The 21,563-nt window shown below is 48.7% G+C and carries 17 protein-coding genes; 15 read left to right on the forward strand and 2 right to left on the reverse strand.

Translation table 11 applies throughout. The features are described 5' to 3' along the window. The first annotated feature begins 209 nt into the window (after window positions 1–209). The gene (locus tag ACFTRD_RS14295; RefSeq protein ID WP_379380824.1) at window positions 210–2,030 is read left to right on the forward strand and encodes a S8 family serine peptidase; all 1,821 of its coding nucleotides are present in this window, start codon (window positions 210–212) and stop codon (window positions 2,028–2,030) included. A gap of 91 nt (window positions 2,031–2,121) precedes the next feature. Here the strand turns inward: ACFTRD_RS14295 and ACFTRD_RS14300 are convergent, their stop codons facing one another. After that, window positions 2,122–2,484 (reverse strand): iron-sulfur cluster biosynthesis family protein, encoded by a 363-nt coding sequence (locus ACFTRD_RS14300; RefSeq protein WP_192272815.1) that lies wholly within the window; start codon window positions 2,482–2,484, stop codon window positions 2,122–2,124. A 98-nt stretch (window positions 2,485–2,582) separates the two neighbouring features. Between ACFTRD_RS14300 and ACFTRD_RS14305 the strand changes: the two genes are divergently transcribed. The 9 genes from ACFTRD_RS14305 to ACFTRD_RS14345 all read left to right on the forward strand — a co-directional run bounded on the left by ACFTRD_RS14305 (window position 2,583) and on the right by ACFTRD_RS14345 (window position 15,760). Continuing rightward, the gene (locus tag ACFTRD_RS14305; RefSeq protein WP_379380827.1) at window positions 2,583–2,708 is read left to right on the forward strand and encodes a hypothetical protein; all 126 of its coding nucleotides are present in this window, start codon (window positions 2,583–2,585) and stop codon (window positions 2,706–2,708) included. Window positions 2,709–2,744: 36 nt separating this feature from the next. Then, complete coding sequence (locus ACFTRD_RS14310) at window positions 2,745–3,773, forward strand: LacI family DNA-binding transcriptional regulator (RefSeq protein ID WP_379380829.1); 1,029 nt, start codon at window positions 2,745–2,747, stop codon at window positions 3,771–3,773. Window positions 3,774–3,953: 180 nt separating this feature from the next. After that, a complete protein-coding gene (locus ACFTRD_RS14315) occupies window positions 3,954–5,225 on the forward strand; it encodes an ABC transporter substrate-binding protein (RefSeq protein ID WP_379380831.1) in 1,272 nt (423 codons plus the stop codon). Between the two features lie 300 nt (window positions 5,226–5,525). Next, the gene (locus ACFTRD_RS14320; RefSeq protein WP_379380833.1) at window positions 5,526–6,413 is read left to right on the forward strand and encodes a carbohydrate ABC transporter permease; all 888 of its coding nucleotides are present in this window, start codon (window positions 5,526–5,528) and stop codon (window positions 6,411–6,413) included. Further along, window positions 6,406–7,251 (forward strand): carbohydrate ABC transporter permease, encoded by an 846-nt coding sequence (locus ACFTRD_RS14325; protein ID WP_072734634.1) that lies wholly within the window; start codon window positions 6,406–6,408, stop codon window positions 7,249–7,251. Before ACFTRD_RS14320 ends, ACFTRD_RS14325 begins: the two co-directional genes overlap by 8 nt. Window positions 7,252–7,338: 87 nt before the next feature. Beyond that, window positions 7,339–8,928, forward strand: a complete 1,590-nt coding sequence (locus ACFTRD_RS14330) for a glycoside hydrolase family 30 protein (protein ID WP_379380835.1) — start codon at window positions 7,339–7,341, stop codon at window positions 8,926–8,928. A gap of 337 nt (window positions 8,929–9,265) precedes the next feature. After that, window positions 9,266–12,262 (forward strand): beta-galactosidase, encoded by a 2,997-nt coding sequence (locus ACFTRD_RS14335; protein WP_379380837.1) that lies wholly within the window; start codon window positions 9,266–9,268, stop codon window positions 12,260–12,262. A gap of 273 nt (window positions 12,263–12,535) precedes the next feature. Beyond that, window positions 12,536–13,864, forward strand: coding sequence for an AbfB domain-containing protein (locus tag ACFTRD_RS14340; RefSeq protein WP_379380839.1), 1,329 nt, complete (start codon window positions 12,536–12,538; stop codon window positions 13,862–13,864). Window positions 13,865–13,915: 51 nt separating this feature from the next. After that, window positions 13,916–15,760: an RICIN domain-containing protein gene (locus ACFTRD_RS14345; RefSeq protein ID WP_379380841.1), complete on the forward strand. Its 1,845-nt coding sequence runs from the start codon at window positions 13,916–13,918 to the stop codon at window positions 15,758–15,760. A gap of 218 nt (window positions 15,761–15,978) precedes the next feature. On the opposite strand, the gene ACFTRD_RS14350 is transcribed toward ACFTRD_RS14345, so the two are convergent. Continuing rightward, window positions 15,979–18,585, reverse strand: coding sequence for a winged helix-turn-helix domain-containing protein (locus ACFTRD_RS14350; RefSeq protein ID WP_379380843.1), 2,607 nt, complete (start codon window positions 18,583–18,585; stop codon window positions 15,979–15,981). Between the two features lie 130 nt (window positions 18,586–18,715). Between ACFTRD_RS14350 and ACFTRD_RS14355 the strand changes: the two genes are divergently transcribed. The 5 genes from ACFTRD_RS14355 (at window position 18,716) to ACFTRD_RS14375 (ending at window position 21,464) form a co-directional block, all read left to right on the forward strand. After that, window positions 18,716–19,471 carry an exodeoxyribonuclease III gene (locus ACFTRD_RS14355; protein ID WP_192269700.1) on the forward strand — a complete coding sequence of 252 codons (756 nt, stop codon included), beginning with the start codon at window positions 18,716–18,718 and terminating at the stop codon, window positions 19,469–19,471. A gap of 29 nt (window positions 19,472–19,500) precedes the next feature. Then, window positions 19,501–19,713, forward strand: a complete 213-nt coding sequence (locus ACFTRD_RS14360) for a hypothetical protein (RefSeq protein WP_379380846.1) — start codon at window positions 19,501–19,503, stop codon at window positions 19,711–19,713. Window positions 19,714–19,739: 26 nt separating this feature from the next. Continuing rightward, window positions 19,740–20,174, forward strand: coding sequence for a hypothetical protein (locus ACFTRD_RS14365; RefSeq protein ID WP_379380848.1), 435 nt, complete (start codon window positions 19,740–19,742; stop codon window positions 20,172–20,174). A 16-nt stretch (window positions 20,175–20,190) separates the two neighbouring features. Next, window positions 20,191–20,337 carry a hypothetical protein gene (locus tag ACFTRD_RS14370; protein WP_379380850.1) on the forward strand — a complete coding sequence of 49 codons (147 nt, stop codon included), beginning with the start codon at window positions 20,191–20,193 and terminating at the stop codon, window positions 20,335–20,337. A gap of 149 nt (window positions 20,338–20,486) precedes the next feature. Continuing rightward, entirely contained in the window at window positions 20,487–21,464 is a 978-nt protein-coding gene (locus ACFTRD_RS14375) for a diaminopimelate dehydrogenase (RefSeq protein WP_379380852.1), read from the forward strand. The last annotated feature ends 99 nt before the right edge of the window (window positions 21,465–21,563 follow it).

Consider the following 21,563-nt stretch of genomic DNA (forward strand, 5'->3'; position numbering starts at 1 on the left):
TTTGTAGAATTGTTGATAACCTAAACAAATTGTGAGATATAAAAGTGAAAATCTAATGTATGCTTGTTTTGTAAAAATAACCAAACAACTAATGAAACGAAAATCATCACTGAACTCATTTACAAGAAAGGGGGAACCCTGGTGTTCTAGTTTTTTATTTCGAAATAGTACTTGAATTCCATTATATTTAGTAAGGAGGAGCCCAGTCCATGAATTCAAAGAAATTTGTTAAGCGTATTAGTCTTTGCTTCTTATCCTGTCTTCTTGTTTTGCCTGCAACTGTTAGTGCGAATGGGGTTCAAATTACTCCAGATCATTTTCCCTTTATCAAATCTCTGCCCACTTCTGAAGTACAAGTCAATCTAATGGATTCTGAATCCGATCTGACGGAGAGTAGTCTGTCTATCAACCTTAATAGGATGGAATATAACACCTTGGCAGTTCCTTCAAAAATTTTGGAAAAATTGAAAGAAAGACTTCAGTCTAAAGCATTATATGCACAAGAAAAAATTGAGGTAAGTATCATGCTCAAGTATGATGCAGTTGTAACGAAGGAAAAATTCATAGAAAGAGAATCGGAAATATTCAGTGGTAATATCACAGATTTGAATGGTTTTGGTGGTTATAGTTTTTTTGCCGCATTAACAACTGACGAAATTGAACAACTGGTTCATTTGGAGGAAATAGCGTCCCTTTCAACCCCGGACGATGTAGTTTCTGTATATGGTGAGCCGGATGAACATCAATCAGAGGTCTATTTGAATGGTGCTACCGAGATGACTGGAATTAAAAAGGGAAGAAGTGACTATGGCGTAACAGGTAATCGTGATGGAAAGGCGTCATATTCCAAAAATGATTCAGTTATTGCAGTAATTGATACGGGTATTGATGGTGGTCATATTGATTTGAGTGGAGGAAAAATTTTAGGTTGGAAGGACTTTGTAAATACATCCTCAACTACAGCTTATGATGATCTGGGTCACGGAACACATGTTGCCAGTATTGCAGCTGGGACAGGAGCAGGAGATCCCGGAGTAGAAACCGGAGTGGCCCCAGGTGCAGCTCTAGTAGGAATCAAGGTATGCTCTAGTAATACGAATTGTTCTAACCAGAACATACTGAATGCGATGGATTGGATTATTGCTAATAAGGACACATATGGAATTGATATCATTAATATGAGTTTGGGCAGTTCAGGCTCGGCTAATGCAAGTTTCTGCAACAAGGTGTCTAGTGCGGCAAACAATGGAATACTTACAGTAGTGGCTGCCGGGAATACATCAGGAGGATCTGACTATGGCTCACTTAATCATTTTGCCAAATGTTCAGACGTGTTGTCCGTTGCAAATGTGGCTGACCCTTACGAAGGAGGCTGGTATCTAAATCCTTCCTCCAACCGGGGCACAGGATCCGAAGGTCCTACACTTGCAGCACCTGGAACTTCTATCCGTGCGGCTAAGGCGAACTCTACTAGCGAATATATTACCTACTCTGGAACTTCAATGGCGTCTCCTATGATTGCCGGATTAGCAGCACTTATGCTTCAAGCTAGTAATGGGAGTCTTAATTATGATTTTAAGATAGAAGATTATGGGATGTCAGGATATGATAAAGTATATGGCAATGGACTCATCCTAGGACATCAAACTATTAAAGCTGCTTCTGGTTCTTCAACAGGTTCCTTTGATAACTATCGTAATCATATTAGAGCACAGACCAATATAGCAGCGAGCAACATTAATTTATATAGCATTAAGGTTAACAGCACAGACGCTTTTTTCGCCAACACACTGATTATTAATAATGAAAATGGTGCAGACCTGGATTTGTATATATGGAAACCGGGAGTTGAGCCTATCCAGAATAATCAACTAAGACTAGATTTGGCTATCCAAAGTAGTACAGGAAATCTTCCACAGGAAACGATCAGTTTTAAGCCAACTGCAGCGGGTAGCTACACCATAGGTGTCTTAGCTTACGATTCTGCTACGTATGCCTTGGATTGGGCGGGGCAAATATCGATTCCATGACAGTTATTATGATGAGAAATCCACAACAAAAGCCGGTCTACCCTTATGGGTACCGGCTTTTGTCCTATTTGTAGTTTCAAGATCAGTGGAGTTATCGTACGAACCAACTGAGCGGCTGCGGGGCCATGTCTGCCGTGTCGCGAAGATCATGGGCCTTGACATTGCTTCCGTAAATCATGGAATCACTGCTCAGTCGGTAGGAAGGGAAACTGTTCTCCGATTGCAGGCGAAGGCAAGGCTCAAAATAGATCTGTTGCTGTTTGTTGATGAGAAAAGGAAGCGAATCGGATTCAATCCGAATGTCATCACTGTCTGGCTCGTTGACAATCAGAAGCACAGCAGTGCCGTCACATCCGCATCCATCGGTGTCATAAAACAGCTTGAAATAGCCCGGCCGATCTCCCAGCATCGCGTTAAGTCTTGATTCTGCCAGCGGACTGACCTGAATGTTCATAACGTCGTTCACACTCCTCTAATCACCTCGTGAATTCGCTTACAATCTAATATATGGAACAATGGTGTAAAATAGAAGGTGAAAGCAGGCCCAATCCGATGAAAATTATAACGTTAATGGATCATCCGATCGAATGGTTTCATGACCTGAATGCCATCGAAGGAGACGCCGTGATGGAGCCTCGCAGTGAAACCCATTTCATCGCAATTCCTTATCTGGTATGATAAGCAGGAAAAATAGAGAAAAAGGAAGGTTCCGCTATGACACCGATCACCATATATGACATCGCCAAAGAAGCGAACGTATCCGTATCCACGGTCTCCCGGGTACTGAATGATACGGCACCCGTGCGTGCGAGCACGAGGGAGAAGATTATGTCCATTATTGAAAAACACCAGTTTCAGCCCAACGCACAGGCGCGCAGTCTGATCAAGAAAGAGACGGGCACCATTGCCATTATCCTGCCGGATATTACGAATCCGTTCTTTCCGGAAGTATTCTGGGGTGCAGAGAACGAGGCACGCGGATTGGGGTATACGTTCTTTTTGTGCAACACCGCAGGGGATTACAGCCGGGAGTCCGAATACTTATCCATTTTGCGTGAGAAGCGTGTGGATGGCATTATTTTTCTAGGTGGACGAATCAATATGCAAGTCTGTCCGGATGACATGGCTCAGGAATTGATCGATATGGGCAAACGCATGCCGATCGTGTTGGTCAATGGCAATATTGCCAAAGGCGGATTCCATCGGGTATATACGGATGAAGGTGCAGGCGCAGCTCTTGCAGCGGAACATCTGCTGGAACTTGGACATCGGGATATTGCTTTTGTGGGCGGGCTGAGGGAGTTGTCCACCACGATGGTCAAGGTCAAGGCCGTTCAAAAGAAACTCCGTGAACATGGGCTCGAAATTCCAAAAGAACGCCAGATGCTCGGCAGTTTTTCCATTGAAGACGGAAAACGTGAAATGGCAAAGCTGCTGGATCGGGACAACCCGCCGACGGGGGTCATCTGCGTGAATGATTACACGGCCATTGGTGCAATCAAGGCAACCATTGAACATGGGTTGTCGATTCCCAAGGATATTTCTATCGTCGGCTTTGATGATACGCCGCTTGCCAGCGCGGTAATACCCGAATTAACAACGGTATCCCAGAATACGTATCAGCTGGGTAAGCTAGCCGTGGATAAGCTGCATGAACTAATTAATCAGGGCAATCCAAAGAAGCAGACGATCCTGCAACCAGAGCTGATCATCCGTCAAAGTACAGGGCCTGCATTACGATAAGAGTCCGATATATGGAAAAGAAAGCGTTGACATTTTCTCAAAGGGTGAAATATAATGAGTGCGTGAATGAAACCCCTTTCATAACGTGGAGCGGGTTTTAATTTTAAGGTTTATGAAACCCATTTCATGAAATGGGTTTCAGTAAAGTTCTTCCATTCATTATATTAGGGGGCGTACCGTATGAAGAGAAGTTTAAAGGTCATTTCGTTAGTGATGCTGGTCATGATTATGGGTCTGACAGCCTGTAGCAACAAGGACAATGGCAGTGCAGCTGGCGGGTCTGGTGGCAAAGTTGATCTGAGCATGACGATCTGGGGTTCCGAGGACGAGAAGAAGATTTATCAGGAACGGCTCGACATTGTAAAACAAACGTATCCCGATATTAACGTGAAGCTGAACGTGGTAGCCGGGGACTATGACCAGAAGGTACAAACGATGATCGCCGGAGGAACCGCACCGGACATCATGATGATTGCCGAGAACTATCAGGCGTACGCCTCCAAAAACCAAATTATTCCACTGGATGAGATGATCCAGGCCAACAATGTGAACATGTCAGAACGCTATTCTGACGACATTGCAAACCTTATGAAATTCGATGGTAAACAGTTCGGAATGCCGGACCGCGCAGGCGCAATGGTTCTCTTTTATAACAAGGATCTGTTCGACAAAGCTGGGGTTGAATATCCGACCAAGGAATGGACCCAGGAAGATCTGCTCGCCGCTGCTCAGAAGCTGACAGTGAAGGAGAACGGCAAAACGGTTCAATGGGGGTACTACCCAGGCAGCTGGTGGCCGCAATGGATGCAGTTGATCTACCAAAACGGTGGTTCACTGTTCGATGAGAGCGGCAAACCTACCTTTAATACCGAACCTGTACGTAAAGCGCTGCAATTCATGAATGATCTGACCTTCACGCATGGCGTGGGACCAACACCAACAGAAATTGCCGACATGGGAAATATCGGTGCTGACCCATTGTTCGCCCAAGGCAAGATTGCCATGGAAACGACGGGATTCTGGAATATTGGATCACTTGCCAAGGTGGAAGGCATCAATTGGGACATATCTCCGATATGGGGTGAGACCAACGCATTCTTCAATGGCTTCACGATTACGAACGCTTCCAAGCATAAGGAAGAGGCATTCAAAATCATTGAAGCGTTGACTACACCTGAAGCACAATTGCCGATGATCAAAGCCGGTCAGGATGCCCCTGCAACGAAGGCAGGTCTATCCAGCGATGAGTTCCTGAATGCCGAGTATGGCGGCAAGAAAATCAACATGGCCGCTTTCAGCGAATCCACCATCTATGCAGAGCCATTCAATCCGCAATGGAATGAAATGATGAAGCTCATTAACGACAAGCTGGGTGTCTACTTCAACAATAAAGCCTCACTGGATGATACCGTGACTGAAATTCAGAGCGGACTGGAAAGAATCTACAAATAGAGGTTGTTCAAAAAGTCCGCTTTTGATTACGAAGGATGCCTGGTGGCATTTTCAGCATCGAATATGGGATTCAGCCGAAATAAGCGGGAGGCTTACGAAGTATGTTTCCTTTGGAAACATTGTAGTTGCTCACGTAGTCATCCTACGCTCCGCTACTCCATTTCTAGCTTCATCCCATCTTCTCGGTACTGAAAACCGATCTTTTTGAACATGCATAAATAGCATCGACAGGGGACAGACGGAATTCGGCAGGAATGAATCCGGGTTTCGTCTGCTCGCTTCGTTATGGGAGGGCTTAACGTGAAGAAAAAGGACGGGAAATGGTTTTATATCTTCATCTCGCCTTGGCTGATTGGATTCCTTGGACTTACCCTGGGTCCGATCCTGTTTTCCATCTACATGAGCTTCACCAATTGGGATCTATTCCAGTCTCCTGAATTCATCGGTATTGACAATTACAAAAACCTGTTGACCGATGACCCGATCTTCTGGAAATCCGTAGGTAATACCTTCTTCTATGCATTGATATCGATTCCGCTGGGCATGTCCATCTCGCTCTGGATCGCGTATTACCTCAACAAAAAAATCAAAGGTATTACCTTCTTCCGCATCCTGTTCTATCTGCCATCTGTCGTTCCGGTGGTTGCAAGCTCACTGCTCTTCATCCATTTGCTTGCTCCAACGGAAGGGTTGATCAACCAAGCGCTTGCTATCTTCGGCATTCAAGGTCCTGCTTGGCTGCTTGATCCGAACTGGGTTAAACCAGCTTTGATCCTCATGTCACTATGGGGCGTCGGGGGCGGCGTGGTACTGCTGCTGGCGGGTATGAAAGGTATTCCTCAGGAGCTGTACGAGGCCGCCGCCATTGATGGGGCGAAGAGTTCGCAATCCTTCTTTCACATTACATTTCCAATGCTCACTCCCGTCATCTTCTTCAATCTCGTGACCGGGATGATCGGGGCGCTTCAGACGTTCGCACAGGTATTCATCGTCACAGCAGGTGGACCAGACAATGCCAGTCAGATGGTTGTTCCCTACCTGTTCCAGAACGCATTCCAGTTCTACAAAATGGGATATGCATCGGCCATTGCCTGGGTGCTGTTCATCATCATCATGGCGCTGACCCTAGTTGTGTTCCGTTCATCGGCGCTATGGGTGCACTACGAGGAGGGAAAAGCGAATGAGTAATCCATCCACTGTGGAGAAAACGATATCCTACATTTTTTTGATTCTGGTCGGAGTGCTGCTTGCTTCCCCTTTCCTGTACATGATCTCCATCGCACTGGCGAGTGACGCAACAACCGTGAAATCGGCCTTTACCTTCATACCACTCGAATTCCAATGGTCCAATTTCTACACGATCTTCACGAATAACAATCTGGGTACTTATCTGAAAAATTCAGTCATTATTACCGTGATTACCATTATCGGATCGGTATTGTCAGCTTCGGTCGTATCTTACGGCTTCGCTCGTATCAAGGCGAGAGGCAGTCGGTTCTTGTTTATTGTTTTGCTCAGTACGATGATGATTCCGGGCGAGGTGACGATGGTGCCGCAGTTCATCATCTTCCGTCATCTGGACTGGATCAATACATTTTATCCGCTGATCGTACCGAGTTTCTTTGCGGGAGCGTTCAACGTGTTCCTGATTCGGCAATTTGTCATGAGCATTCCGAAATCGCTGGATGAAGCCGCCATGATCGACGGCATGGGACATCCGGGGATTTACTGGAAGATCATTATGCCGCTTACGTATCCGATTCTTGCCGCCATCGCCATTTTCTCATTTTCCTATAACTGGGGGAACTTCATGGGTCCGCTCATTTACATCAATGATCCGGAGAAAATGCCGCTGGCGCTCGGTGTTCAGCTTCTGACAACGGTAGGCGGCGGGCAGATGCCTCCGTGGAACCTAGTCATGATTGCTTCGCTGTTCCTCACCATTCCGATGGTGCTGGTCTATCTGTTCGGACAGCGCTATGTCTATGAAGCGAATATCAGCGGCGGCAGCAGTGGAATCAAGTAACGGGAGGTGCAGCAGTGCAGAACAAGCCAAACGTGAAAGCCAGCGACCGAATACGATACGGCACATGGGGAAAGGGTTGCATGAATCATGGATGATAACAAACCCCCTTTTGAGAACGGCAGGAAGGATAACAAGGATCATACCAAGCATGATTACAAGAATCTGATCCAGACTGACAGGAATGAACATGACAAACAACGCAGGTGGCGCAGCCGGAGCTACGTCCTGATAGGTGTGGCCCTGGTCGCGCTGCTCGCTGGAGGAGGAATTATCATCAATCATTTTGCCAATGAATCATCCAAAACACTTACATTCCAAGGGGAGCCGGTACGTCTGAAGTTCGAGCAGTCCTATGACCATTTTGAAGGCTGGGGTACATCGCTTGCGTGGTGGGCCAACGATCTGGGTGGCTGGAAAGATCAAGCCAAAGTCAGTGAAGTGATGGATTTGGTGTTTGACGCGGAGAAAGGGCTGGGACTTAATATTGTCCGGTACAATATTGGCGGTGAGGAGAACCCCGAGATGAAGGCGCTTCGGCCCGGAGGAGATATTCCCGGATTCCAGCCAGAACCTGGAGAATGGGATTGGGAGGCAGATGCTGGTCAGCGGGCTGTACTTCAGGGTTCTCTGGAACGTGGGGTCAACATTACGGAGGCATTCTCCAATTCACCACCTTACTGGATGACGATCAGTGGCTCGGTTACGGGGGCTGTGGATGGCAGCAACAATCTGCGGGAGGATCAGTATGATGCATTTGCCGATTATCTGACCGAAGTCGTGAAGCATTATCGCGATGAGTGGGGCATTACGTTCCGTACACTTGACCCACTCAATGAACCATCCTCGGACTGGTGGAAGAAAGGCAACATGCAGGAAGGCAGTCATTTTACCAACGATAAACAGGCCGAGATTATCAAGAAGGTTGCGGCATCGCTCAAAAGCAAAGGGCTGGACGGGACGGTGATCAGTGCTGCGGACGATAACAGCATTGACGAGACAGTTCACAATTTCAGCCTCTATGATCAGGATACGCTCGATGTGATCGCCCAGATCAATACCCATTCTTATAATGGAAGCAAAATGGAGGAACTGCGCACATTGGCTGAACGGCATGGCAAGAAGCTGTGGATGTCCGAGTACGGAACGGGTGGCAGCGAGCCGCATAGTCATGAGGACATGACTTCCGTGCAGGAACTGGCGGAGCGTATTATGTTCGATCTGAAAATCATGCAGCCATCCGCCTGGGTCTATTGGCAGGCCGTTGAAGATGAAGGCGCCAATAATAACTGGGGCTTCATTCATGCCAACTTTAATGGAGAAGAACAGTACGAGATGACGAAACAGTATTATGGCATGGCCCAATTTACGAAGTTCATCCGTCCAGGCGCAACGATTATTCCAACGGATGATGGACGAACACTGGCCGCTTATGACGCTGCTAATCAAAGGCTGGTGCTGGTGATCCGCAATGAGTTATCTGCCGGAAGCACAGCATTTGAGCTGGGGGCGTTTGACCACAGCAGTACTTCTACAGCACAGGTATATCAGACGTCACCGGATCGGAACATGGAGCAGCTTGAAGATGTTCCGGTGTATGCCAATGGATTGGAAGTGCCCACAACGGATAATTCCATAACAACCGTTGTATTGGAAGGTGTAGCATTGCAGGTGAACTGAGGATTAAGCAATATATCATTTTCTGTCATCTGAGTGCTGGTGTGAATAAGCACTATATCATTAGAACGAATCATTTACACAGAAACGGAGAGGACAGAAAAAAGCTGGAAAAGCGAAGCTACAAGCTTTCTGTAAGAAAGCTACTTCGGAAGCATTGGCTTCGCCTTTATCCCCGGATTTCCCCTTGAGAGAGGGGATCAAAAAAATCTGGGGATAACAGCGATTGGAAGGTTGTTCTGTCATCGGAGTGCCAGTGTAAATATCCCATTAGTTCACCTTATATAGCAAATGAATCACAGGACATATGAACTCAAACACAGAGAAGGAGGGCCTATCTTTGACAGAGAAACCATCCCTTTTGCTTCAAAAGCAGGAGAAGAATACACAGACCAGGGCTGAGCACAGTCTTCGATCTGAACTCACTTACGATCAGCGCAGCTTCATTATGAATGGAGAACGAGTATTTCTGAACAGTGCCACCATTCATTATTTCCGCATGCCGAGGGAGGAATGGCGGGAGGTATTAATGAAGGCGAAGCTGGCTGGCATGAATTGCATTGATACCTATTTTGCCTGGAACGTGCATGAACCCGAGGAAGGACAATGGTCGTTTGAAGGAGACCATGATTGCGGGGCTTTTCTGGACCTCTGTGCAGAGTTGGGCATGTACGTAATCACAAGACCGGGACCGTTCATTTGCGCCGAATGGGACTTTGGTGGTTTCCCGTATTGGCTGGAGACGAAACAGGGAATCAGGTTCCGACAAAACAATGAAGCCTATCTGCATTATGTAGATCTGTATTTTGACCGGATCATTCCAATCATCCGCGAGCGCCAGCTATCTGCCGGAGGCACTGTTATTCTTGTACAGGTCGAGAACGAATACGGATATCTGATGGATGATGCAGCAGCGAGTGCCCATATGAACCATCTTCGGGACAGTTTGCTTCAGCGCGGGATCGACGTACCGCTTATCACCTGTGTCGGCGGGGCGGAAGGTACGATTGAAGGTGCGAATTTCTGGTCAGGGGCTGACGGGCACTATGCGAAGCTTCGGGAGAAGCAGCCGGATACACCGAAGGTCGTGACAGAATTCTGGACCGGCTGGTTTGAGAACTGGGGCGGCCCTTCGGCCATTCAGAAGACACCAGCCTTGCTGGAGAAACGCATCATGGAAATTCTCCGCGCCGGGTACACCGGAATCAGTTATTACATGTTCTACGGCGGGACCAACTTTGGCGGATACGGTGGCAGAACCGTGGGCAGCAGCGATATTTTCATGATTACCTCCTACGATTATGATGCGCCGCTGAACGAGTACGGGCGGGTAACGGCCAAGTATGCGGTAGCCAAGACGTTATCCTATTTTGTCCATGCGTTTGGGGCATTGCTGATGGAGACGGAGGAAGTACCAACAGAGCAGATCAAGGTACGTCATTCGCAAGGCATCTCTGTGCGAGGCAGGTGTAAAGGCAATGAGCAGATATGGTTCCTGGAGAGTCACAAGGATGAGCGGGAGACGTTCCATGTCACGCTGGAGGAAGGCCGGACAATTCCCGTAGCCCTGAACCCAGGGCAGATTATTCCGATACTGGACAGAGTAGAGATTGCCGAGCATGTATACCTGACAGGCGGCACGATGATCACGGGCAATGAAGTGGTGAATGGAGAATTGACCTTGTTCATTGTTGCGGAGGCGGGACAGCGTTCAGTTGTGGAACTGGAATCCAACGTCTTGAATGTTCGAGGCAGCAGCATGCAGGTGCTGGTTGAACATGATCCGGTCAGAGAGGTCTATCGTTTCGATTTGGTTCATTTCCGTGAGCCGGGCATCATTCATCTGGAGGCGAGCGGTGTACCCATTCGGTTCGTGGTTCTGGACAAGGAAATGATGGATCGTACGTGGAGAATTGATGGAGGAGGCGAGCCAGATCAGTTACGTTATGCAATCGGATTTGATGATGTAGACGTCTCCTCTTCCGGGCAGGTCACGGGTATGATCTCTGATCCGAATCGGACCATTATGCTTCTCGGCAGCTGGACTGGTGGAGAACAGACGTTGATTGGACATGAGTTCATATACGGAGAAAGGAACAAATTACAGAGCGGCATACCGGATGAACATGTTGTGGAGTCATCTGCAGCAATTCGTCACTCTCAGTTCACCAGGCTGCCAATGCCACCGAAACTGTCTGATTCCCCTGACCTGTCACGTGTGACCTTGACAGCACAGCAGCGTTCTTCGAGTGGTCAACCCGAACATTTTTCCCAGTACGGACAGGATTTTGGGTATCTGTTATACGAGTGCGACTTCGACAGGTCAGTGAATGGAATCACCACCCTTATTCTGCCGGATCTCCAGGATACAGCTAGAATATATGTCAACCATGTGGAGCAGGCACTGGTACGTCAAGTGGGTGCAGCGGGTATGCAGGTGCAGACGAACAAAGGAAAGAATACACTTCAGGTGCTGGTACAGCATATGGGCAGGCTGAATTTTTCTCCATATTTGGGTGAAAGCAAAGGTCTGGCAGGATCTGTGTACATCGGTGGTTCTGTTCAGGATATACGAAGGAATTGGCATACGGAGCAAGGGATCGTTCACCTCGATGAAGTGAATGATCATCATCTTCAAGAGGACAGGCTTCTGAGCAGAACCTTTACACTGGATGGCATGGATCGAGCCATTCTCGTTGGAGCCGTCAGCCAAGGATTGCGGATTAATGGCATGGATGTGCCGATGGAAGGGTATCAGGACTGGTTTTCGTTCGACACATTGGATCTTTCCCTTTATTTACGACCGGGGGAGATCAATACGCTGGAGATGCCTTACAGCAGAACACCGCTCAATCGACTGGAACTGATCCTTTACCGGAGTGAAAATGAATTGAAGGATTGGCGTATGGCGGGTATGAATGCCTTGCTGCCGCAACAATGGGAGACATATGAGGCGTCGAATAAGTCAGGTCATCTCCAAACGCATGGGCAGACTGCTGACTATAGTGGCAACCGAAGTGCCACTCCTGTGGGAAATGGTACGAACGGTCAGCCAGTCTGGTATCGCTGGCAATTCTCCAAGTCAGCAGTACCAGGACACTACCGGGTGAACCTGATGCTTCGCCTTACCGGGATGAGCAAGGGAACACTTCATCTGAATGGCCACCATCTGGGTCGTTACTGGCAGATCGGTCCGCAGGAGGATTACAAAATTCCGGTATCCTGGCTGCAGGAGGAGAATGAACTGCTGTTGTTTGATGAGGAAGGCCGGGCGCCAGAACGGGTGCGTTTATTGTATGACAACTTGTCCCAGTATCCATGGGTTGTGGTCGAATAGATCATCTTTATTTTGTAACACGTACAACGGAAATAGATAGCTTCTCCTTAGTCGTATTATTCTTTTAGCAGGGACTGCTCGGATGATTGAGTCTATAGATTCTGAATCTCCGGGCAGCTCGGTTAAAGTAAATGTGCGACGAGGATAGCTACAATCATTTATTGAAACCGTTTACATTATGGGATGTTTTAAGTTTATGTGATCTGTAGGGAGGTGATGTCTGGCAAAAGGAATTCCTGACCCACATTATGGATAAGGAGATGACCCATGTTCATGACGAAACGATCGAGTGCCAGGTTATTTATTACTTGTAAGTCCAGCATGATTCTGTTACTTGGAACATTACTTCTCTTCACTACATTATTCCCGAATACAGCCAGAGCAGCGACAAGTGTCTACACCATCTCGGCTTTTACCAATACGAGCGAGTCCAATCTGTATATCTACGAATCCTATAACGCAACTAACTATGGTTTGCTAAAAGGGCCTGCCTACACACCCCCGGCCAATCTGATCCGCGATCCCAGCATTATGAAACATACGGATGGTCTGTACTATGTTGTCTACACCACGAACTGGTCAGGCAATACGATCGGCATCGCATCCAGCCCGGATAAGGTGAACTGGACGTTTGTCCGCAATATTACGCTATCTACACCCACCACGATTGCGCATACCTGGGCACCGGAATGGTTCAAGGACAGCAATGGCAGTCTGAACATCATCGTGTCCATCTCCCCAGGCAATTATGAGAACTTCAAACCTTATGTCATCACGGCAACCAATGCAACGCTGTCTTCCACAACATGGTCTGCTGCCACAGAGCTTGCAGGCATTGCCCCCAACTACATCGATACCTTCATCGTCAAGACAGGCTCCACCTATCATGCATTTACCAAGAATGAGACCACCAAGTATATCGAATATGCTACGGCTACTTCCCTCACCGGACCTTACACGTTAAAAGGGACGGGAGATTGGGCAGGATGGGGTTCCTGGGTAGAGGGGCCTGCGCTTGTCCAGCTGGATAACGGTTCTTGGCGAATCTATTTTGACGGTTATTCCACCCAAAAATATTACTACAGCGACTCTGCCGACGGGTTTCTGACATGGAGTGCAAAGCAGGAAATTGCAGGTCTGACCGGGTTGGTCCGGCACATGACTGTGCTCAAGGAGACAGGACAACCGGGCGATATTCGACGGCTGGAATCGTACAATGTTCCAGGCAGCTATATTCGCCACTACAATTATCAGGCAAGAATAGATGCCAATGTCAGCCCAGCGGAGGATGCACAGTTTCGCATTGTTCCTGGACTGGCTGATTCATCTGGGATTTCATTCGAGTCCATCAATTATCCAGGCTACTTCCTGAGGCAGTACAACGATGGCATTGTGCTTGTGAAAAATGATGGCAGTGCAGCCTTCAAAAATGATGCCACGTTCAAGCGTGTTACGGGTCTTGCCAATGCTTCATGGACTTCTTATGCATCCCTGAATTACCCAGACCGCTATCTGAGACATGTGAACAACATGCTGCGGCTGGAACCGGTCGTAACGGCGGCTGACAAGTCAGACGCTACTTTCAGGGAGATTGCACAGTAAAGCCTGAAAAGACTCAACGGAACTCATTTTACTTCAGAAGGAGTGAATCGAATGAAATGGTTGAAACGAATGGCCGCTCTGTTGATGACAGGCAGTTTGCTCACAGGAAGTCTGGGCTTGGGTACGGAGGCATCAGCCGCAGGTTCTTACACAGCTGTGGCCGATCCCTCGAAGCAATATCAGACCATCGAAGGATGGGGAACATCCCTTGCCTGGTGGGGCAAAGTGGTTGGAGAGTACTCCAATCGGGATGAGTATGCAGAAAAGATGTTTAGCCCTGTCAACGGGCTCGGTCTGAACGTCCTTCGTTACAACATTGGAGGCGGCGATAATCCATCATCCAATGTTCTGGAATATCGCAAAGCTGTGCCGGGATATCAGCCTTCTCCGGGCGTATATGACTGGAATGCAGATGCGAATCAGCGGTACATGTTACAGGCTGCCAAATCGTATGGAGTCAACGTGTTTGAAGCCTTTGCGAACTCTGCACCCTACTGGATGACGATCAGTGGAAGTGTTTCCGGCGCAGCGAATGGCGGCAATAATCTTAAGCCGGATTACTATGATGATTTTGCAGATTATCTTACGGAGGTTGTGAAGCATTTCAGAGATAACTGGGGTATCACGTTTGACACAGTTACCCCGCTCAATGAACCGATATCGACATGGTGGAAACTGGGCAATGATCAGGAGGGCATGCACTTTGACCGCGCAGATCAAAACACGATTCTCAGTCAGGTGCAATCCTCGCTTACAGCAAAGGGACTGTCCACGAAGCTGAGTGCGCCGGAAGAGTACAGTCTGGATGATTCACCAACTTCCTTCAACAGCTACAGCAGTGCCGTGAAGTCGGCTATCAGCCAGATCAACACCCATACGTATGGCGGCAGCAATCGCACAGCTCTGCGCAATACAGCGACATCTGCGGGCAAGCATCTGTGGACATCCGAATACGGGGATGGCGATGCAAGCGGGTTGACGATGTCACGCACGATCCTTAAGGACATGCGCAGCATGGGCGCAAGTGCGTGGGTATACTGGCAGGCGGTAGACAGTGCAGAAGGATGGGGATTTTTCAAAAACGTACTGAATAATACCCAAACCACCAGCTACACTGTGAACCAGAAATATTATGTGATGGGCAATTACAGCAAGTTTATTCGTCCGGGGTACAAGATTATCGGCATGAGTGATGCCAATACGCTTGCCGCCTATGACGCTGCTTCAGGTAAAGTGGTGCTGGTCACCACCAACTCGGAATCCACCGATACAACGGTGACCTATGATCTGAGCCGATTTACAAGCCTGGGGTCTTCCGCTCAAGCTTATCGTACATCTTCTACAGAGAAGTTGCAGCAACTGACGAACCTTTCGCTTCAAAACAAAACGTTTACAGCAACAGCTAAAGCTAACTCGGTCACGACTTATGTCATCTCAGGTGCAGCATACAACGGTAGTACAGGATATGAAAGCGGGGCCATCTACAAGCTGATCAATCGAAACAGCGGCCTTGCTCTGGATGTCAACGGCGCTTCAACTGCCGGGGGTGCAACCATCATCCAGTGGAATGACAACGGAGCGGCCAACCAGCAATGGAAGCTGGAGACGGCTGGCAACGGGTATTATATCATCCGCAATGTAGCCAGCGGGCTTTTGCTGGATGTGAATTCGAGTTCCACGCAGGGTGGAGCTGCACTGATCCAGTGGCAGGATAACGGCGGCAACAATCAGCAGTGGCTGCCCGTGGACGTTGGGGGTTATCTCGTTCTTGTGAACCGCAACAGTGGTCTAACAGTAGATATCAATCAAGGGTCCATGAGTGCGGGAGCTTCAACGATCCAATGGGCCGACAATGGCGGGGCCAATCAGCAATGGAAACTCGTTAAGGTCAATTAGCTTCTGTCCATGTTTGGAGCAGCATCAGGAGGTGAGGAAGGGGAGAGGCATCATTTGAAGCTATGAAAAAGCCGCGGTGCTCCGCGGCTGCATGAAGGCCGATCATGATCCGCCCTGTGTATGAGCAGGCTAACCAGAATGTGCTGGTTAGCCTGTTTCGGTATGTTTGACCTGACTGATCGACTTGACCGACTTGGTGTGTCATCCTTCCGTCATCTTCATTCTTCGTTTAATCCGGCTTCCAGCGCCTTACCAATGGCTTCCAGTCTGGACGTGACGCCAAGCTTGCTGTATATGCGATTGATATGTGTTTTTATGGTGCCCGTCCCAATATTCATTCGGCTCGCAATTTCACGGTTTGCATGTCCATGTGACATATGGATCAGTACCAGCCGCTCTTTCGGGGTGAGTGAAGCGATGGTTTCCATCAGGTGGGGAGCCGTGGAATCCTGCCCGAAAAGAGGGCGGGGATTGAAGGCCTGAAGCACCTGCTTCACATAAGAGGTGGACGGTTTATTTCTGATGCTCCGTTCATGTCTGGGCTTCAGCTGCATATAGGACTGGATCAACCCGGCTGAGGCAGCGTTCTCTTGCAAAAACAGGGCAATAAAGTCTTCGGCCTCTGCCAGATGAAGCGCTTGGCCCATATAGATCAGTGCGGCATCCATTCGTCCCGAGCCGGAGAATGCGAGTGCATGAAGCAGATTGGCTTCAATGGCTTCGATGGGGCGTTTCTCCTGTTCAGTCAGTTGATCTAGCCGTTCAATCAGCGGCAGGGCCTGCTCTGTTTTGCCCATTAGGATGAGAAATCGTGCCAATTGCAAATAGATATGCAAATGATAGATGGAGATGGGATCTGTGGCAGCAAGTTTCCACCGACCAATCCAGTCGATGGCCTGTCTGGTATCACCATTCATCAGGAGCATGCGAGCGAGCTCTGCCTGCACGTGAATGACGGCATCATCCATCTGATGCTCTTCCAGTTCAGCCACTGCTTCGTTCAGGTATTGCACCGCTTCTTGATGCCGTTGCTGAAGAGTCAGGCTGCGCGCCATGTAGATCCAGCCGGGAAGGCGGATGCTTGCGCGATGTTGTGTATCTTCAAACTGATCAGCGGCTTCCATGCCCAGTTGAATATAATGCTGTGCTTGGTCCATTTCATTCCAGTGATAGTGCAACTCGCCGAATCCAATATAGAGCCAAGCCAGCACAGGTTGATTCAGATTGCGCATCAGTTCGATAATGTGCAGCAGAAAGGGCTCTGCGATAGACTTGGCAAGCTGTCCGAGTTGACCACGGAATGCACCAAGCATGGTAGGATGGGCTGGCCCGTCAAACATACCAAGAATAAAGTTGCCCATATGGGGCAGATGCTCCTGGAACCGCTGAAGATTGTTCAGTGCAGCCAGATTGTTCTGTTCGTTGAACGTCGAGTAGAGCGAACGCATCAGCACCAGATTGCCGGATACCGATTGACGCTCGGTTTCAGTCCAGTTCGCCCCGTCTGAGGCAAGCCTGCGTTCCATTTTGCGTAGCTCGGATTCAAAGCGTATACTTTGGCGTCCGAACAGGAGCGAGAGTATATAAGAGAAGTGCAGGGTGGGCCGGGCAAGCAGCACGTATTCAGGCAAAGCCCCCAGCCAGCTACCAATCGTCGACCATTCACGCATGAGGGTACGATCCGCCATGTTCTCCAGCAGATCGGCCACCTGATCATAATCGCCTGCGGCTAGCCATTGCTCTATGGCTTCTTCGGGCATGTGCTGCGACATGCACCACTCGGCAGCCCTGCGTCGTCGTTCATTCTCCCTGCCGGGATATAACTTCATGAGGTGAGCGAGCAAAAAAGCGGAGAACAGGGGGTGAAAACGATACCAGCCTCCTGCATCATGTAGCGGAATCAGAAACAGGCCTGATTTCTCGGCTTCTTCCAGCATAATTCCGGGCTGCGGGTGCTGGCTGACGGCACCGCACAGAGCGGCGTTGAAGCGTGGCAACACACTGCAGTCCATCAGAAATTGCTGCATTACCGGAGCAAGGTCGCGGAATACTTCCTCCAGCAAGTAAGATTCAAACAAGCGAGGGTTGCTCGTAAGCTCTTTGAGCACGTGGTGTGAGCTATGCTTTTCCATCGCGAGAGCAGCAAGCTTCAATGCAGCAATCCAACCTTCGGTACGATCCACGAAGGAACGTGAGGTCTGTTCGGGCAGCTCCAGTTTCATCAGATCACGGAAAAACAATATTCCTTCTACCTCCGTAAACCGCATATCATCGGCTTCAATCCGGAGCACCGCCTGTTCAAGCTCCAGTTTGGCAAGTGAAAGATCGGGCAGTTCACGGCTGATCAGAATAACATGCAGGCTGGCAGGCATGAATTCAAGGAAATAAGCAAAGGCGTGCCTGATTTCATCCGCCTGAATGAAATGGAAATCGTCCAGCACGATAACCAGCGGCCCTGCCATTCGACTGAGTTCATTCAATAGATATACCGTCGCCATCTCGTTGTCGCCACTGAGGAGCAGGTGGTTGAACGCGTTAATCTTCACACCGAATTCAGGCAGGGCGGTTTGAATACCGGCAGCGATATATTGCCAGAATCGGATAAGCTCGTTATCTCCGGCATCCAGTGATATCCACACCAACGGCTGTGTGATCTGGCTGCACCAGCGGCTGACCAGCGTTGTCTTCCCATATCCGGCAGGCGAAGTGACCAGCGTTAATTTTCGAAAAAGTCCTTCAGCCAGTAGGTGATTCAGACGTTCACGCTCCAGTGTGGGAACATGGAGGTAAGGCAAACTCAGCTTGGATTGAAGGGTCATCAACATATATGTTTCCTTTCATGATCATTCGGAGTATATCCCCCATAATTCGACAAAAACACGGGAATTCCTCTTCATCTGCTTGTCCTTCCGAATTCGCGCATGCTATATTGGAGAGATGTGAGGAGATGAGGATATGAAGCTGGTGTCCTGGAATGTCAATGGATTACGGGCATGTGTAACCAAAGGATTCATGGATTATTATAACGAGAGTCAGGCCGATATTTTCTGTGTGCAGGAGACCAAGCTGCAGGCAGGACAGATCGAGATGGATCTGGGAGAAGACGTGTATCAATACTGGAATTATGCAGTGAAAAAAGGATACTCCGGCACTGCCATATTTACTCGAATCAAGCCGTTATCCGTCTGGTACGGGATAGAGGAAGACAGCGAGCCGGAAGGCCGGATGATTACGCTGGAGTTTGACCATTTTTACCTGATCAATGTGTATACCCCCAACGCGAAGCGGGATCTGACCCGGCTTCCTTACCGACTGGAATGGGAGGATCGATTCCGGGAATATGTGCTGCAATTGGAGCAGACCAAGCCGGTGATCATGTGTGGAGACCTGAATGTAGCCCATCAGGAGATCGATCTGAAGAATCCAAAGTCCAATCTGGGCAACTCGGGGTTTACACTCGAAGAGCGAGCCAAGATGACCGATCTGCTGGCCGCAGGATATGTGGACAGTTTCCGCCATCTGTATCCGGATCGGACGGATGTGTATAGCTGGTGGTCTTATATGCCGAAGGTCAGAGAGCGGAATGTGGGCTGGCGTATCGACTATTTTCTGGTGTCCAATCAACTGACTTCGAAGGTGAAAGACGCACATATCGATTGTCATGTCATGGGTAGTGATCATTGCCCGGTGGGTCTAACACTGGAGCTGTAGCTGCAAGATGGCCGGGAAGAAGTCGGTTTATGATCATTAAAAAAGTGCTACCGCAAGTTTCCGTCATCGGAGATTTGCGGTTTTTTGGCATGGTATCCATCCCCGCAGGACAGGAAGGCGTAACATCTTTTTACGCCACAGGTAGGGGAGAGAAACTGGACTTTGGTTGGGGAACGAACTGGACCCTGGATTGTTCCGTTTCCACCAGTTCTTGGTTAGGATTGAAGCATACATATAGATGAACCTGGGAGTAAGGGGTTGAGGATGAATGAATAAAGGATTACATCGAGGATTGAAAGTGCTGGGAGGGTTGATGCTGGCCGCAGGACTTGTACTGCTGACGGGTACGGCATATGAGGCTTATCAATCGACGCAGGATATGAAGGCTTATTCCCCATCAGGCACATACGACGAAATGAGCGGTTCCAATATGGATCTCTACACAGCAGGAAAAGATGGCGCAACGATGGTGTTTGCCTCAGAGTGGGGGGCGCCTAACCCTATGGGTTTCAGTTCGTTGTATGAACCGTTGAAGTCGCATATGAAACTTGCAATGGATGATCATTTTGGTTACGGGTACAGCGACTTTACGGATCGCCTTCGCGGGTTGGAAACCGTGACGGAGGAGATTCATCCGTTGCTGCGAGTATCCGGTCAAGTAGCCGCAGAATTTCTGAAGATAGCGCACTCGTTCAATGAGTAATGAACGGGAGAGCTGGATGAAAAATATAAGCGTTGTCGCCCGCTTTCTGTCCATCCTATTGGCAAGTTGCCTGTTATCCTTAACGGTTTTGATCGTATCGGTTGTAGGGGCAACATCCCCTGTAAATGCCTTTCCTGATATGCATTCGATTGAACATGATTAGAACAAGGGGGAACGCGTTTAGCAAAATGCGATAGCGAATTTCTGTTGAAATAGCCTTTACCTACTGGAAACCTGACAAGTTACATGGTATGTTATATCATTATACTAGAGTAGTAGGCAACTATAGATGAAGACAGGAGAGGATTGAACATGATTAAAGTTGGTATCGTAGGGTACGGTAACCTGGGTAAAGGTGTGGAGAAAGCCATTTCACAAAATGAGGATCTGGAACTGGTTGCGGTCTTTACGCGTCGTAATCCGGAGCAGATGGTCGCTGAAGGCACAGAGGTTCGTTTCGAGCATATCTCTGCGGCTGAGCAATACATAGGCAAAATTGATGTCATGATTCTATGTGGCGGCTCGGCAACGGATCTTCCGGAACAGACGCCTGCCATCGCCAAATTGTTCAATACGGTAGACAGCTTCGATACACATGCCAAAATCCCTGAATTCTATAAGGAAGTTCATGCTGCGGCAGAGCAAGGTGGACATGTGAGTGTCATCTCGACAGGATGGGACCCGGGTTTGTTCTCGATGAACCGTCTGCTTGCGCAATCCATTCTGCCAGAAGGCAAAGAATACACATTCTGGGGCAAAGGGGTCAGCCAAGGGCACTCGGATGCCATCCGCCGTGTTCCAGGTGTTAAAGCTGGTGTTCAGTACACCGTACCTGTCGAAGAAGTGATTAACCGCATTCGTGCCGGAGAGACACCTGAACTGTCCACACGCGAGAAGCATTTGCGTCAATGCTATGTGGTGGCTGAAGAGGGTGCCAATCAGGATGAAATTCGTGAAACGATTGTATCCATGCCGAACTATTTCTCGGATTACGATACTACGGTGACGTTCATTACTGAGGAGCAGCTAAAGGCTGAGCACGAAGGCATGCCGCATGGCGGGTTTGTCATTCGCAGTGGAGTTACAGGCGCAGGCCAGAAACAAATTATTGAATTTGGTCTGAAGCTGGACAGCAACCCGGAATTCACAGCGAGCGTGCTTGTGGCGTATGCCCGAGCTGCACAGCGTCTGAGCCTGGAAGGGCAGAAGGGTGCGAAAACGGTATTTGATATTCCGCTGGGTCACCTGTCTCCGAAGTCGGCTGAGGACCTTCGCCGCGACCTGTTATAATACGGTAATGCAAGTCACAGGGCATTGCATTTGAACGGCTTTTTTATCTTTGTAAAATAGAAAATAGCAGCCCGCCCTTCGCCTAAAGAAGGACGGGCT

The organism is Paenibacillus sp. NPDC056933, from assembly GCF_042674385.1.
Lineage (GTDB): Bacteria > Bacillota > Bacilli > Paenibacillales > Paenibacillaceae > Paenibacillus.